The organism is Rhizobium sp. RSm-3, from assembly GCF_001854685.1.
Taxonomy (GTDB): Bacteria; Pseudomonadota; Alphaproteobacteria; order Rhizobiales; family Rhizobiaceae; genus Rhizobium; species Rhizobium ecuadorense.
Genome location: NZ_MAWZ01000001.1, coordinates 1 through 15,537 on the forward strand (window position 1 = coordinate 1; position 15,537 = coordinate 15,537).

A 15,537-nucleotide genomic window follows, 5' to 3' on the forward strand; every position below is an offset into this window, starting at 1 on the left:
AACGACTTGCCATGGCGCGGGGTGGAGCAGCCCGGTAGCTCGTCAGGCTCATAACCTGAAGGCCGCAGGTTCAAATCCTGCCCCCGCAACCAAATTCCTTTATTCTATGCCAAGCTACTCAGATCAGCTAGCGCTGGCGCGAAGACTTCATCTTCGCTTGCGATGGTAGCTCCTCGTTCGCAAGAGCTCACCATAACCTGAAGGGTCCGAAGGACGGTTCAAATCCTGCCCCCGCAACCAATCTTTACTTCCGCAAAAAACCCGCCTCTCGGCGGGTTTTTGCGTTTCTGCACCGTGGTCGGGATAGAACTCAGCGCGCGCAGCTTCAGTCCAGCCCGTTCCGGGCCAGGAATTCTGCTGCCTGCATCGTCTCCAAGGCATTCGCAGTCTCCCTGAAGTAAGGCAAGCTTTGCCAGAGAGTGCGGTCGCCGACGATATAGCAGCGGCGTTTGGCGCGTGTCAGCGCCACATTCAGAAGGTTCGGCTTCGATGCCGCCCAGGCAGCGGCCCCGCTATGCTCGGCATCGGCGCCGAGCACCATGAAGACGATGTCTTCCTCCTTGCCCTGAAAGGTATGCACCGTTCCTATCCGCTCCCGCAGCCACCGTGACAGTTTCGATGGTGAACGCATATTCCCGTGGCGATCGACCCATGACGCATGGACCAGAGACTGCCTCAGGCTGTTTTTGATCTCCTTGAAGGGCGAAATGATATAGAGATCCGGCAATGTGCCATCGCGGCGATAGGTGGCAGTGAGGACGCCGACGATGAAGTCCGTCTGTTCGGCAACGGTCTGTTTGCCCGATACCCTGCCCCTGACGTCGATCCAGGCGCTGTCGCCATAAAACGGCGGTGCGTCGCCGGCCGGGCGGCGACTATCCAGCCCGAATACCATCTTGTTCTGATAGGCGATCCGGTTGGCAAGGCCGAACATCGGATCGATGCAGCGCCGGTGCACCCTGAGAGGGCAGCCGATCCAGAGCCCGTCCGCTTCCTCGCTTTGAACCGTCGTTCCATAGCGGTTGGCGGCATCGGCGAGCATCTGCACCGACGCCCGGTTCGGCGAATATTGTCCTGCCGCCGTGTGGGGTGAAAGAGCCGAAGCGGCGGTGATCAGGGTGCTCGGAAGGATAAAGACCGGTTCGATCTGATGGGGATCGCCGATCGCCATGACGCGGCGCCCCCGCAGCAAAGCCCCGACCGCCGCTTGCGGCACCGCCTGACCGGCCTCGTCGATGAAGACCCAGCCGATCGAACCGGCTTCAAGCCCGCGGAACTGCCGGGCGAAGGAGGCGAAGGTCGTCGAGACGATGGGAACGATCATGAAAAGGCTCTGCCAGATCAATGCAATGTGCGCGTCATCGACGGGACTGTTGTTGGACAGGAGTTTGCTGATGGCGACGATGTTTCCGCCAAAACCGCGGCCTTTCCTGCCAACCTCCGCCAGCCATGCTTGATGCAGCGTCAACGCTGCTTCCAGCAATGCCGACCGCAGACCTGCCAGCTCGTCCTGATGCCAGAGGCCGCCGATCTGGAACCGGTCGGTCTCGAGATCGGCGAGAGACCCGGGTATGGCGGGATGACCGAGAACCTCGCCCAGACCGTCGAGTTCCTCTCTTTTCCTCACCCAGATATTCTGCCGTGACCGCAGTGCCTGTTCGGCCCGCTCATGTTCCCGCAAAGCCTGTTCCAGCTGAGGTTCATGGGTTTTCGTAAGACGATGCTCGCAGTCCGCCAGCGCCTTGCGCAAGTCCAGCTGCCGGCGCGCATTGGCGCCGACATCCTGCCGATGCTGCCGGGCGGGAGTGTTGGGCAGCACTCGCTCCCACCACGCAGGCGCGCTGCGGTCGAGCAGCTGTTCCTCCTCCTTCAGATCCGACAATCCTTGCCTGATCCGAAGCATTTCGGCCGCCACCATATCGCAGCGCTCCTGCGCGCGCCGAAGTTCGGCGGCGGCTGTCCCGACCCGTTGAAGCGCGTCGCCGCAGAATGCATCCTGCGAAGCCAGGCTGATGTCGTCACGGAGATCGGCATAGCGTGCATATTGACCGATCTTGTCGCGAACCCGGTCGTCGGCGGCACGAAAGGCCGACGATGCTTCGGCGAAGCTCGGCCCCTCGTAACCCTCTCGCCATTCCCAGATGGTTTGCGGCTTTGCCGCACCTGACCAGCCGGGGTTTGGCCTTTCGGCGATTTCCATGAAGGCGAAACGTTCTTTGAAGGCTCGGCGGTTCCTGGCGTTGCCGAGCGCACAGGCGACCAGCCCCCATGGACGGTCGCCGTCGGAAAGTTTGACAGCGGCGCCATTGTCTTTTTGGCAAGCGATCTTGTGTGCGATCGTCTGCAGATATTCGAGTGAAGACGCCCTGGCAATCGAACTCCGCTTGGGAAGGTCGCGCGAAATATTCTCCACCGCTGCATTGTTGGAGGAGGCGACGACCATTTCGAAACCGGTAAGGGCCGGGATCAGCGCCGATATCGAGGCGGTGCTGCGGTCTGCGAAGGTGGCGCGGCGCGGCGATCCGTCAAAGGCATCGCGCGCCGCCTTCAAGGAGGAGAGCACGCGGGCGCGCCGAACGAGATTCTCCGCGAACATGTCGCGAAGCAGGGTGGTCTTTCCCGTCCCCGGTGGCCCGTTGACCGAGAAAAGCCCGGTTTCCGAAAGCTCGCCGATGGCCGAATTGATCGCGAACTGCTGCATGAGGCTCATCGCGTGATGAGGTTCGCTGAGCCAGCGTCCGCGGTTGAGATTTCCGGGGTGTAGAGCCCGAACGATCGCCTTCCGCCCATCCTCCGAATAGAGGTCGATCCGCCTCTCCGGGGCAAGCGGGGTGAGATATCGCCTGAGCGGCTCGGGAATATCGCCGTGTTTGACGCGCATCATCGCCCGCTCGATGTCCTCGATGAAGAAGCTGTTCAGGATGCCGATCTCTTCCTCGACACTTGCGCGCTCATCCTCCTCGTCGTCGGCATCGGGGGCATGGCCCTCCTGCTGCGGCGGCAACGAAAGAACGTCAGGCCGTTCCGCCCTGTCTTTGTAGCGTATTTCAACGGCGGCGACGGGCTTCTCCTGACGCGCGGCAAAGCCCGCCCAATCGCAGAGCAATTCATGCAGCGTCAGGATTTCGCTGGCATCGAGCGGCTGATCGGCATCGTCATCGAGGGATGAAGATCTCAGCTGCCGCTGCGCCCGAAAATTCTGAAGCAATTCCGTCAGCTGCCGCTTGCTGTCGGCAAACGCCTCGTGGCTGAGCGAGGCGAGCCCCGATTTACGCACGCGTCCCAGAGCCCATGGAAGCGTCGAAACGGAAAATGTTTCGAAAATCGGCTGCCCCAGCGGCGTCAGCTGCAGGCTGGCAAAGCAGGTATCGCCATCGAGATCGCCGCGTTCAGCATCCTCATATTCGGCGATATCGGCCGCAACGCGGTCGAAGTGCTGGCGGACAGACGTAATTTCGGATTTGCCGAAAACGCCGAGGAACAGGGTAAAACCCGTGATCTGCTTCTCCTCGGGGATTGCTGGACGGCTGAGCCCGGCACTGTCATCGTCGAGTGTCTTGGCATGCAACCAGAAGACACTTCGCCCTTCACCTGCGACGATACGGCTGGAGAGATCGTAGGGAATGAAGAACTCGATCTTGTGCCAGAAGTCGAGAATGGCCAGAAGCCGTTCCCTTTCGGCGCCATCTGCATTGGTCTGCATGAGTTTCCAACTGAGGAGTTGCAAAATAGGCTTGCGCCTCTTTTAGCAACGATCGCAGCTCAAAATCAAAGACCATGGCGGCTGGGCGTCCAGAAACCGCCCGAGCACATTTACGCCGCCGGCAGGTATCTCGTCAGTGCAGCCGCGGCCGGCGTCGTTCGCCGAGTCGGTTCCAGCGGGCGAGGGTCTCGGGCACGACATCGGTCTTGTGAGGCGCGGGCTCGGCGCTCGCCTGGATCCGTTCGAGGGCGGCATTTGCCTTGGCGATATAGTCGAGTGCGGCTGGATCGTCCGAATGCACGTCCCGGATCGCGGCGAAAACGGCCTCCGCCTCGGCCAGCCGTTTGCTGGCCGCAAGAGCGATGCCACGCTTGTAGTGCGCCTGGATCAGATGCGGCCCGACCTCGCCGACCCGGCGGAACGTCTCCGCGGCCTGGTCGTATTGATGCAGGGCAAGCTGCGTGTCGCCAAGCCGCATCCGGATCGGCGTCGGATCGGGCGCTTGCTCGGCGAGGGCCTTATAGGCAGCCAGCGCCTCCGTCAGCTTGCCCCGGTCAAACAGCAGATTGGCGATCCCGAATTCCGCACCGGTATGGCCGGGAACCGATTGCAGGACCTGATTGAAGGCGATCTCGGCTTTCCCGCGGGCGCCGTTGCGGTACATGTCGAGCGCCTGTTCGTAGACGAAACGAACACTGCGCGGGTTGAGCGTGCCATGCAGATTCTGGCCGTTGCGGGTGCGGAACAGGGTGCAGCTGATCCGTCGTTCCTCGACCCCGAACATATATTTATAGGGCTCGTTTCCGCGCAGGAAGTCGTAGGTCTTGAAGCCGTGCTCGATCGCCCGCCGGATGCAATAGCCATGCAGGATGAGACCGGGAGACGGCGTCTTCCAGGTCTCGTCGCGGCCGGTGATATAGAACAGGACTGCCTTCTTCTGCCGGTCGACGATATTCGCCAGCGCGCCGAGCGGCTGGTCGCCATGCCAGAAGACTGGCACGTCGAGGTTGCCGCTGTTGAAGCAGTCCATCAGCATTTCGCGCGTGGTGATGATCAGTCGCTCGGTCCGCTCGGTGCCTTTGCGGGCGCTCCACTTGGTCCGCCAGAGATTGAAGAGGATGTCCAGGTCGCGCTCGATGGTCGCGGGGCTCGCCATCGTGATCCGGTAAATATCGTCTCCTTCGACCTTGCGCAGAAACCGCCGCAGCTTCTGGCGCGTCTGGCTGCTCATGCGCTGGTCGAGATAATCGTCGAAGCTTGCTGGCAGGGGAACGATGGGGCAGATCGTATTATCGATATTTTCGCTGTTTTTCGGCGAGCTGTCGCGAAACATCACCTCCGGCCCCTTCAGCGCCTCGATCATCTTCTCGCGCCGCCCGGCTGGGCCACAGAAATATTCGAGCTTCAGGTCCGTCCAATTCTGATGTTTGAGAAACGAGGCGAAGCCGGCAATGGCATGATGCTCGTAATCCGGCCTGACGATGAAGCCGGTATAATCGGCCGCAAAATTGCCAGCCATCATGATCTCGTCGTAGAATTGCCCGGTCTTTTCGTTCAGATGCGTGATCAGGCGCAAGGGAAAAAAAGCCACATAGGATGCTTCCGGATCGCGTTCGCGAAGGGCGAGTACGAACCAGCGGCGCCGGCGGGAAAGATAATTCTTCAGCCAGATCCAGGAGAGGAAATGCTGCGCATCGGGATCATCCGTGAAGACCTGATCCCAGTTGTCGCGTACCGCCTCGAACCCGGCAATGGTGTCGATGATATCTATGCGCATGTCCGCCCCCCAATACCCCATACGTTACTCGGGAGCTTTCATTCTAATGCGAAACATCGATCTTCAAATAAACCGTCCGGATGAATTGAAGGGCTTAAATAGGATTAGTCTTGAGCCGGCAAATAATCTAAAATACGACTTTGTTTCTGTTGAAAATTCAAAGCCATAGTGCTCGTCGTGCCGCATTGCATGGCCCGCTTCGCTTCATGTCGCCCGAACGTGTTCCACGCTTGGCGACGCCCCATACATAAGGATTAGATCAGAGCTCGCCGGAGATCTGTGGGCTCGCATGGATGAAGGCCCAGAGCGCCCGGCTGATGGCGACGATTTCGGCGATCGACTTCTCCAGAAGGTCGATCTCGCGTGCATCCATCTGCTCGACTTTGCCGTAGCGGATCTCCTTGTCGTCCTCGACCAGCCGCATCAGCTGCGTGCTCGAAATCTCCCCCTTCTCGTCGAAGGAATAGATGCAGTGGTTGTACTTGTTGCGGGTCTTGGATTCTTTCTTCAGCCGCGACATGGCTGAAAGGATTGCCTTGCGGTCCGAGGGTGAGGTCGAGGCGAGTTTGGCAAGCCGTTCGACGAGATCGATCCGTGCCCGTGTCGTGTTAAGGGTCAGGAAGACGACGATTGCCGCATCCTTTTCGACCCGCAGCAGATGGGCGATGATGTAGATCAGCAGGCTTTCGGTATTCGTCCAGACATAGTTCAGGCGCCCGACCCGCAGGAGGACATCGGACATTGCCGCCATGCTCGCCCTTTCTTCCCCAAAGGGGATGATCCATCCCGGAGGGATGATACATGCCGATACCATATCAGAACAACAGACACATCCTTTATATCCAGCGGATCGCCGTCGTTTGCGATCGCCGCGGTCAGCGTTCCTTGAAAGCCCGGGACATGCTGTCGGTGATTGGTTTGCTGATATATTCGAAGAAGGTGCGTTCCGACGTCTGGATCAGCACTTCGGCCGGCATGCCGGGAACGGGATGGAAATTATGCACCCGCGCAATCTCGGAATCCGGAATTTGGACGCGCACGATATAGACGTCCTTGACCGAAACCCCCGAATTTTCCTCGATCGAGTCGGCCGAGACGTAAAAGACCCTGCCCTCCAGCACTGGCGTCGTTCGCCGATTGAGCGCCGTCAGACGGATCGAGGCCGTTTCTCCCTCGCGCAGCTGGTCGATGGAGGTGCGCAGCACCTGCGCTTCCAGGATCAGCGGCACGTGCGCCGGCAGGATTTCCATGATCGGCTTGCCCGTCGTGATGACGCCGCCGGCGGTGTGGAAATAAGAGCGCACCACCGTACCCGTCACCGGTGAGCGGATGGTGGTGCGCTCCAGCACGCCGGCAGCCTCACGCATCTGCTGGCGCACGCTGTCCAGATCGGATTCGGCGGTCTCGAGCGCATCGAGCGCCGCCTGCTTGTTGGAATTGACGGCAATGATGGCTTCCTGGCGGAACTTGGCAACCTCTGCCTCGCTCTCGTTGAGCTCGCCGTTCAGGCGAGAAATGTCGCCCATCGCGTCGGCGATCGCCCGCTCGATCGCCAGCAGATCGGTTTTGCGCATATAGCCGACCTTGACCAGCCTGGCCTTGGAATCGCGTTCCTCGGTCAGCAGCGCCAGTTGCCTTTCAAAGGATTCTCGTTGGCCTTTATAGCCGGCGAAACGGTATTCCAGCGACTTGATGTTCTTCTCGATCAGGTTGAGCTGCTCTTCGAGTTTGATCTGCTTGCTGTGGAAGACGACGTTCTGGCTCTGGATGATCGCGCCGATGTCGGGGTCGCTCGCCTCTTTCGTCACGATATCGGGAAACTGGAATTTGCGCAGGCCCTGTGCCTCGGCGCGGAGCCTTGCGACGACGGCTTCCAGGCGCAGGCGGCGTAGCTGCAGCATCCGTTCGTTCGAACGGGATGCGGTGGTGTCGAGGGTCAAGAGGACATCGCCTTCCTTCACCGTGTCGCCTTCACTGACGCGCATTTCCCTGATGATGCCGCCTTCCAGATGCTGGATGATCTTGTTGTTGCCCGTTGCAACGAAGCTCCCCTGCGCGATGACAGCAGAGGCGAGCGGTGCGGTCGCTGCCCAGTAGCCGAAGCCTCCGAACGAGGAGAAAAGAACCGTCAGGCCGACGATGCTGTGCATCCGGATCGAGCGCGGCACGTCGCTATACCATTCGAGCTGCGCCGGACCGGCCGTCTCCTGATTTTTCCGTCCCATGTCGTTCACCCCTATGTCGTTCACCCTTCGATGCGCGGTGCTTGTTGACCGTTATTGCCGTTGTTCTTGGAAAGCGCCTGCAGCACCTCGATCCTTTCGCCGAACATGGCGACAGTGCCCTCCTTGAGCACGAGGATCTTGTCGACGCATTGGAGCAGAGCCGGGCGCTGGGTGATGGTTACGGTGGTGATGCCCTGCTTCTTGGCGTGGATTAGCGCCTTGGCAAGGGCTGCCTCACCTTGGGTATCGAGGTTCGAATTCGGCTCGTCGAGGACCACGAATTTGGGATTGCCGAAGAAGGCGCGGGCAAGCGCGATGCGCTGCTTCTGGCCACCGGAAAGCGGAGCGCCGTCGGCTGCCACGATGGTTTCATAGCCCTGCGGGAAGCCCGCGATGAGCTCGTGCACGTCGGCCAGCACCGCGGCCTCGTAGATCTGGCGATCCTCGACGTCGTCGCGCATGCGGCAGATATTGGCCTTGATCGTGCCGGGAAAGAGCTGCACGTCCTGCGGCAGATAACCGATGCTTTCGCCGAACTGGCGCTGGTCCCAATTGCGCAGATCCATCAGGTCGAGGCGCACACTGCCCGATGTGGGCACGATCGAGCCGACGAGCATCTTGCCGAGCGTCGTCTTGCCGGATCCGGAATTGCCGATGATCGCCAGCGATTCCCCCTTCTTGAGCGAGAAGGAGATGCCGTTGAGAATGACCTTCTTCTGCGGCGGCGGCACGAAGAGAATGCGTTCGACATCGAGCCGGCCTTCGGGGTTGGGAAGGCGCAGACGCGGGAAGTTCAACGGGGAGTTCAAGAGCAGGCTCTTGATCCTGGAATAGGCGGCGGCCGAGCGGTTGAACTGGTGCCAGCCTTCGATGGCGCCTTCGATCGGCGCCAGCGCCCGTCCCGAGATGATCGAGGACGCAATCACCATGCCGCCGGTCAGCTCGCCGGCGAGCGACAGATGCGCACCCCAGCCGAGCAGGGTAACCTGGGTGATCATGCGGCAGGCCTTCGATATGCCGGAGAAGATGATGTTGCGGTCCTGCGCCTCGACCTGCGATTTCAGCGAGCCCGCGGTTTCCCGGCCCCACATCTTCACGGCCTCGGGGATCATCGCCATTGCGTTGATGATCTGCGAATTGCGCGACATGGAATCGAGGTGGAAATTGGCCCGGCTGAGATAGCCGTTGGATTCGGCAAACTGGCGGGCGGTGAATTTCTGGTTCAGATAGGCGATCAGGAAAAGCACCGCGCAGCAGGTGAGGATGATGATGCCGAGATGCGGATGCACGAAATAGACGACCACGACGAAGAGCGGCATTAGCGGCGCATCGAGAAACGCGATCAGCGTGCCTGACGTCAGGAAGCCGCGCAGCAGCTGCAGGTCCTGCAGCGTCTGATAGTCCTTGCCGCTGCCATGCAGCGATGCCCGCGCCGCGGCGCTGAGGATCGGTGCGCCGAGCTGCACTTCGAGCTCCACTGCGGTGCGCATCAGGATGAAGCGACGCACCGAATCCATGAAGGCCTGCAGCAGCACGGCGCCGAGCACGGCGATCGAGAGCATGACGAGCGTGTCGATCGAGCGGCTGGTCAGCACCCGGTCGGATATCTGGAACAGATAGAGCGGGATAGCCAGCAGAAGCACATTGATGGCGATCGTGAACATCATCACGACAACCATGTTGCGTCGGACCGCCGCCATGCCGCGCGAGAGGCTGGCGGCGAAATTCACAGGCTCGCTGCGCTTGTGAAATCCGCCGCCACTTCCTCCGCCCCCGCCCCCGCCGCCCCCGGGATCGGAATTTTTGCCGTTGCCGCCGCCGCCGCTGCGCAGCCGCCTGTCGTTCTCGCTGATCGGACCCCTCTCGCCATCGATGGTTTTGCCGAAGGGCATCGTCGGGTTCGATTTGAGCTCGGTCTCCTCCTTCGGCCTTTCCGGCGCCGCCCGCGCTTCGACCGGCGGCTGGGCCGCTTCGATCGGTTTTACTTCCACCGGTTTTGCTGGCATCGAGCCCTGCAGCATCGCTGCAGGAGGTGCCGTTTCTGCCTTCGTTGCGGCGTCCGGCGAGGCTTCCGTTGTCACCATCTTTTGCGGCAGAGGCGCTTGCACGATGCCTGAGCGCGCCATATCGGCAGCTTCGCTTGCTGCAACTTCGGCCACCTCTTTGCTTCGATCGGGAGATGGCGATGGAGATGGAGAGGCGCTACCGCTGAGCCGGCGAAGGTTCTCGACCGCCTCATCGATCGCAGAGAGGCACAGATTGGTCGTCTTCGCTTCCGAAGGAGCAGCGGAGGGAATATTGCCCGATCTGAGATCGAGGGCGCTGCCTGCTGCAAACATCTGTTTGGAAATCTGGTTCATCGTGATTCCTCCGCGATCCTTAAGGTCACGCGACCATGGCTTGCATGACGTCGGGATGCCCCGACGACCACGAAAGATCATGCCCGGCATTGATGACGCCATCAGCGGAATCGCCGCCCGCGGGATCGTCGTCATCGAGGAAGGCGATGACTTCGTTGGCAAGTCTGTCGTCGGCCGGTTGCGGCTGTGTCGTATCATGCTCCACCAGCCCGCCCTGAATGAGGATGGCGTCCGAATAGAGCTGGCCTGCCAGATAGGTGGTGTCGCCGAAACTGTCGTAGTCGACGATCTCGGCGATGTTGATGACCGCATTGCTGCCGGTGTCGATCGTAACAGTGGCATCGGGATTGTTCTCGATGAGCGTCGATGCCGCCAGGGTCACATCATCGGAATCACCGAGGATGCTCACCTGCTTGATAATCGTCATGTCGTAGAGATTGCCGGTGATGTAGAGCACGTTGAGCCCGGCATATCCCTGGAAATTCGCATCGAACGACAGCCCTTCCGGCATATTGGGATCGTGATCTTCGATCGCTTTCTGCGCTTCGACCATATAGTCCGGCATCGCCTCGAAGCTGCCCGTCCCGACATTGTGGATCGAGGCGAAATTCCAGATCAGGTTGTTGCCGGTTTCAATGTCGGCGCCGGGATCGGCGTCGTTTTCCGCCCGTACCCAGTCATTGTCGTAGAGCAGCGAGATCTGCGTGATGCTGTTGATGTCGAGCACATTCCCGCCGATGATCACCAGATCATATTGCATGCCCATGCCGAAAAAGGAGGAGAAGTTGATGGAGGTATTGCCGCCTGTCAGAACCGTGGTTTCGGATCCCGAGGTGGTAACCGTCATCGTGTCGTTGTCGCTGATGAAGTGATACTGCTCGACCCATTGTACGAAGGAAACGTCGCCGTCGATGACGCTGACGCGCCAGCTGGTCGGGAACGTCGGATCGGCCGCGTCGGTTTCGGCGTGGCTCGATGCTTCGAAAGTGCTTTGTTGGAACACGGCGATATTCTTGGCGACGGTTCCGGCCTCCTCGGCCGAATAGCCGGATGAGCACAGCGCCGAGGCGATCTCGTCATGATCGCTGTAGACAAAGGATTGGGAAACCGCGTCGACCTGGTGGTAGTTGCCCATCACAGCGGTGACCGAGGCGATGACGCCGGTATTGATCACCGAGGCGACGTTGACGACGACGTTCGCACCGGCGGTCACGTCAAGGCTGTTGCCGCCCGGGTCGGTCTGCTCGACGGATGAATTGCTGTCGTCGGGCTCTTCCGGGAGTTTCGCAAGGCCGCGGTCGGGCAGGAAATCATCGAGCACAGGTATATCGGCCTCGACCTTGCCGTTGATGTAGACGGCGCCGTTGACCTCGGGGTCGATGCGAATGAAATCATGCGTGGCGTCGGCGCTAAGCGGGGTTGCCTCGCTGTCGCCGCTATCTTCACTGTCTTTGCCGTCCTCGGTATTCTTGGCGTTCTGGATATAGTTTTCGATATCCTGGGCGATTTTCAGCGCGCCATCATAGGTATCGGTTCGGTGGAGGTCCGAAAAAGGCGTGTAGAGTTCGGCCGCGGTGCTGAACTCCGCCAGCCGCTCGATCACGAAACTCGTGTCCCGGGCAGCATGGATGCCGTCCGTCATGTCGAGATAGTCGTCGTCGTAAAGCACGTTGACCTGGAGCACATGGCTGATCGACGACCCAGGCCCGGCAAAGACATTCAGCTCCGGCTCATCCGATAGCACGATATCCGTGGGCGAGCCGAAATGCGGTAACGGGATGTCCTTTGCGGCAATCGCCGCCAGTTTCTCGAGGCTTTCTTCGAAGACGCGGCCCAAATGGCGCGCCGGACCGAATTCGATCTCGTAACTGCCGCTGTTGTAGATGATACCGGGATCGTAGTCCTTGAGCTGCAGATTGGACGAGAAGGCTGAGGTAAAAGCGTCCTGATCGGGCAGAGCCGGTCCATCTTCGCCAGGACCTGCGCCTTCGGCATATTTGGTGCGCGCCCTCATCTCTTCGGTGGTCATCTCGAAGAGACCGATGAAGTGCGCAATGATTTCCGAAATCTTCTCGATATGCATGGTTCGGCCCTCCCATTCGAAATGACGATCGGCCTTGGAAGCGGCCCCGCCGGGAGCCATGGTGTGGTCGTCAAACCGTTTTCAAACAGTCGAACTGCACCGGCGGCGCCGGTGCAGTTCGTCTTCGTCCTTGGAGGTCAGTGTCAGGTGCTGGTATCCTCGCCGACGTCGGAGGCATGAGAATTGCCGCCGATGACGCTGGAGTCGACTGTGTTGCTGAGTAGGTTCGCGCCCTGAACGAGCTCGAGGTGGAAGCCGGAATTGGCAAGGATCGCGGAGGCATCGGCTGCGCTCGACCCGCTGGCGTCGTCGCCGGCCTTGAGATCCCAGCCCTTGCCGTCCATCTCCATGCCTTCCGCGCTATCGGCGGTGCCGGCATTGGCGTTCAGATGGTTCTGGGCGCCGTCGTTGTCCATCTTGATGTTCCAGGCACTGTCCTGGTCAGCCAGATGGTTCGCCTGGACGGCGCTGAAGCCGCTGTCGTTGCCGGCACCCGTCAGCGAATCGTTGAGAATGTTGTCGACGTCGAGCGTGAAGGAGAAGTCGTCGCCGAGATTGAAGGCGAGGTCGTGGCCGGCAACGCCGAGGTTGTCGAAGTCCTTGACGTCCTCGATGACGGCGAAGTCGGTGTCGGTCTTGTTGAAGCTGTCAGCGGTATTGTTGCTGTCGGAGATCGTCTTGGTGTCCGTATCCGTAATGGTCTTGATATCGGTGTCGGTCACGGTCTTCGTATCGGTGTCCGTGATCGTCTTGGTGTCGGTGTCGTTGTCGCTGTACGACTTGCTGTCATAACTCCAGTCGTAGTCGTTATTGGAGTCGGTAATCGTCGTGGTCTTGGTGCTCGTATCGTCGTCGGATTTGTAGCTCCAGTCGTATTCGTTGTCGCGGTTGTCGCCGTTATTGGCAGACACATCGATGTCGGCCTTTACCTCGACGTCGACGCTGTTGTCGGTATTGTCGCGGTTGTCGCCATTGGCGACGCCCCCGACATAACCGGTCGAGCCGTCGTCGACTTCCGTTGAATTGATGGCGCTGTTGGCATAGCCGTCGGCAAGCGCCCCGACCTTGGTGATTTCGGTTTCGTCGCCCGATGATTTCGGGTCGTGTTTATAGGCGTCGGACATCAAACGTTCTCCAGAAAAAAACCGGAGCAGCCTTTCGAAATCCCTCTCATCTCAAATGGGATTTTGCTCGCGCTCGCTCCGATGTGGTTAACATCGGCAGATGTATTCGGTACCAGTCATCTGCGGCTTTTCGCGATTTGTTGATCAAACCGTTGGTATTGGGATTGTACGTACTCAGTACAAGGCCGCACATATCCAGCTCCACATCCTAAAGAGGATAAGGAGTATCCAGGCGTTATTGTCGTTGAGTTGCCCTAAATGGATGCCATGTATCAAAAACACACGCCGATACCTGGATCGTCCATGCCGCCTCTTGGGCGACGATCACAGATTGCTGGAAAAAATGCGGAGCCGATAGATATCAATTCGGGCTAAGGCGGATTTGCCACGTCCGGCTAGCCTCTTCCGGTGCAACGTCGGGACGTCTTTGTGGGTGGCGGTGCCCGTGTCTCTGGAATCCGGAAGCCCCGCATTCGCGGCTGGGTTGAGGTCCACTTTGCGGCGGTTCCGACACCTCATGCAGGCCGAAAATATAACAATCTGTACTGAACTATTACATTCAGCTCTCATCTATAGTGAGAGCAAATATAACCTTGAAGTACCCATATCAGTAAAAATGCAACCAAAGCTTAGTATATTATCGTTTTTTGCCCACTAAAACTAATCACTTTGGGCCATTTCCTTCCCTCTCAATCCGTATTAACATAATTAAGAAATGTCTAAAAAATAAAGCGGTGAGATCAGGGGCAGGCATTTCTTACTATCGAATACCCGCCATCGCTCCACGTTTGAGTAAAGTGTAACGCTAGGGGAGGCGTATATGTTCATGACAAGCTCAGGAATGGAGAATACAGACCAGAGCAAGAAATTAGGTTCATCCGGAAATACTATATTAGTCGTCGCCAAAGCCGATCTGTTTTCGGAATGCATGGTAGAGGCGCTAGCCAAGAAATTTCCGAACTGTGATGTGGCGAGCATAACAAGCACGAAGCCGATGCTGGAAAAAGATGCCGGCGATTTGAAGCTCGTTTTATTCTATCATATACCTGCGCCGGAGCTTCATGAGGCGCTGCAGGCTGCCCGCGAAAACCACCCGGAAACCTCTGTCGGACTTGTCGTCGAAGCCATCGACATGCTCGAACCCTATGTCAGTCGCCTGGTGGAGGCAAGGATCATCGATGGCGTCCTGCCGCTCAACCTGCGGCTCGATGTCTTCATGGCCGCGGTGGATCTGCTGATGAAGGGCGGCGAACATTTTCCGTCAGCCCTGCTCAATCGCCTCACCAACAAGAACACCCAGCTGGAGCCTTCGCTCTATCAGACAAAATCGGTTGATGCGGCGCGTACCAATGCGCTGAAGCTGAGACGCGACAGCATCTCCTCTTTGACCACGCGCGAGGTTCAGATCCTGGATCTCATCTGCAAGGGCACGCAAAACAAGATCATCGCCGACAAGCTGCATCTTTCCGAAAACACCGTGAAGGTTCACGTCCGCAACATCTACAAGAAGATGAACGTCCGAAACCGCACGGAAGCTGCATCCCGTTTCTTCAACGAGCATCCCGCCGGCGAGGACGACATGTCCGGCCGGTGGCGCAACTGATCTACCCCGCCGCGCGTCTGTTCAGGCACGCAAGGAGGCGTAGCACGTTTCAGATCGACGGTCGTGCGAAGCAGCGCGACTTCTGTCCGAAGCCGCTTGGAGAGCAGATATAAGGCGCCGAGCCGTGATAGGCGACGCGAACCGTAGATGCAGCCGGGCGTTCGCGCCGATTTGCCGGATAGGCATAGGCTTTCGCGACGCGCGGCGCCTCGACGACGACGACGTTCTTTTTGGCGACGGCGGCGATGTCGTCGTTGACGACCGTACAGGCCGTCGTTCCGATCGCAAGAAGCGTCGTTCCCCCGGCAAACATCGCAAAATGAAAAAGACGCCAGCCTCTCGGCTGCGCTGCAGCTTGTTTTTTCAACATGGCCAAAATCCCTCGCATATGGCGCTTCCGGATGCAAGACCGGTCGTGCAGTTCCGCGCGGCCAACCCTACCATTACTTATAGATCAACTTCATGGAGTGAAGCTTGAGTGAGGCCAGGACACTCGTTCTGAGGGAATAATAGATATAAAATGATTAATCATTTGTTAATTTTAAGAATAGTTACGTAATTATTTTGGATACTGAGGCTTTTTGAAGTTGACCTTAGCTGTTATCGCCTTATCATTTTAATAGTAATTCAATTGCCTGAAGAATAATTCAAAAGTTATTCAT

At 58.8% G+C, this 15,537-nt stretch carries 9 protein-coding genes and 1 tRNA gene; 2 read left to right on the forward strand and 8 right to left on the reverse strand.

Features of this window, described 5'->3' with window-relative positions; genetic code table 11:
- Positions 1–15 precede the first annotated feature (15 nt).
- Positions 16–92 (forward strand) — tRNA-Met (locus BBJ66_RS00005).
- A gap of 233 nt (positions 93–325) precedes the next feature.
- On the opposite strand, the gene BBJ66_RS00010 is transcribed toward BBJ66_RS00005, so the two are convergent.
- From BBJ66_RS00010 to BBJ66_RS00040, 7 genes are all read right to left on the reverse strand, one after another.
- Complete coding sequence (locus BBJ66_RS00010; RefSeq protein ID WP_071084040.1) at positions 326–3,703, reverse strand: DEAD/DEAH box helicase; 3,378 nt, start codon at positions 3,701–3,703, stop codon at positions 326–328.
- 133 nt (positions 3,704–3,836) lie between these two features.
- Entirely contained in the window at positions 3,837–5,480 is a 1,644-nt protein-coding gene (locus BBJ66_RS00015; protein WP_049731341.1) for a GNAT family N-acetyltransferase, read from the reverse strand.
- Positions 5,481–5,739: 259 nt separating this feature from the next.
- A complete protein-coding gene (locus tag BBJ66_RS00020; protein WP_049731340.1) occupies positions 5,740–6,231 on the reverse strand; it encodes a hypothetical protein in 492 nt (163 codons plus the stop codon).
- 124 nt (positions 6,232–6,355) lie between these two features.
- A complete protein-coding gene (locus BBJ66_RS00025; protein ID WP_049731339.1) occupies positions 6,356–7,705 on the reverse strand; it encodes an HlyD family type I secretion periplasmic adaptor subunit in 1,350 nt (449 codons plus the stop codon).
- A gap of 20 nt (positions 7,706–7,725) precedes the next feature.
- On the reverse strand, positions 7,726–10,065 hold the full coding sequence (locus BBJ66_RS00030) for a type I secretion system permease/ATPase (RefSeq protein WP_049731338.1): 2,340 nt from the start codon (positions 10,063–10,065) through the stop codon (positions 7,726–7,728).
- A 25-nt stretch (positions 10,066–10,090) separates the two neighbouring features.
- Positions 10,091–12,148: a hypothetical protein gene (locus tag BBJ66_RS00035; protein ID WP_049731359.1), complete on the reverse strand. Its 2,058-nt coding sequence runs from the start codon at positions 12,146–12,148 to the stop codon at positions 10,091–10,093.
- A 143-nt stretch (positions 12,149–12,291) separates the two neighbouring features.
- A complete protein-coding gene (locus BBJ66_RS00040) occupies positions 12,292–13,272 on the reverse strand; it encodes a hypothetical protein (protein ID WP_049731337.1) in 981 nt (326 codons plus the stop codon).
- Between the two features lie 820 nt (positions 13,273–14,092).
- Between BBJ66_RS00040 and BBJ66_RS00045 the strand changes: the two genes are divergently transcribed.
- Complete coding sequence (locus BBJ66_RS00045; RefSeq protein WP_071084044.1) at positions 14,093–14,875, forward strand: helix-turn-helix transcriptional regulator; 783 nt, start codon at positions 14,093–14,095, stop codon at positions 14,873–14,875.
- 49 nt (positions 14,876–14,924) lie between these two features.
- On the opposite strand, the gene BBJ66_RS00050 is transcribed toward BBJ66_RS00045, so the two are convergent.
- On the reverse strand, positions 14,925–15,245 hold the full coding sequence (locus BBJ66_RS00050) for a hypothetical protein (protein WP_049731335.1): 321 nt from the start codon (positions 15,243–15,245) through the stop codon (positions 14,925–14,927).
- Positions 15,246–15,537: the final 292 nt, after the last annotated feature.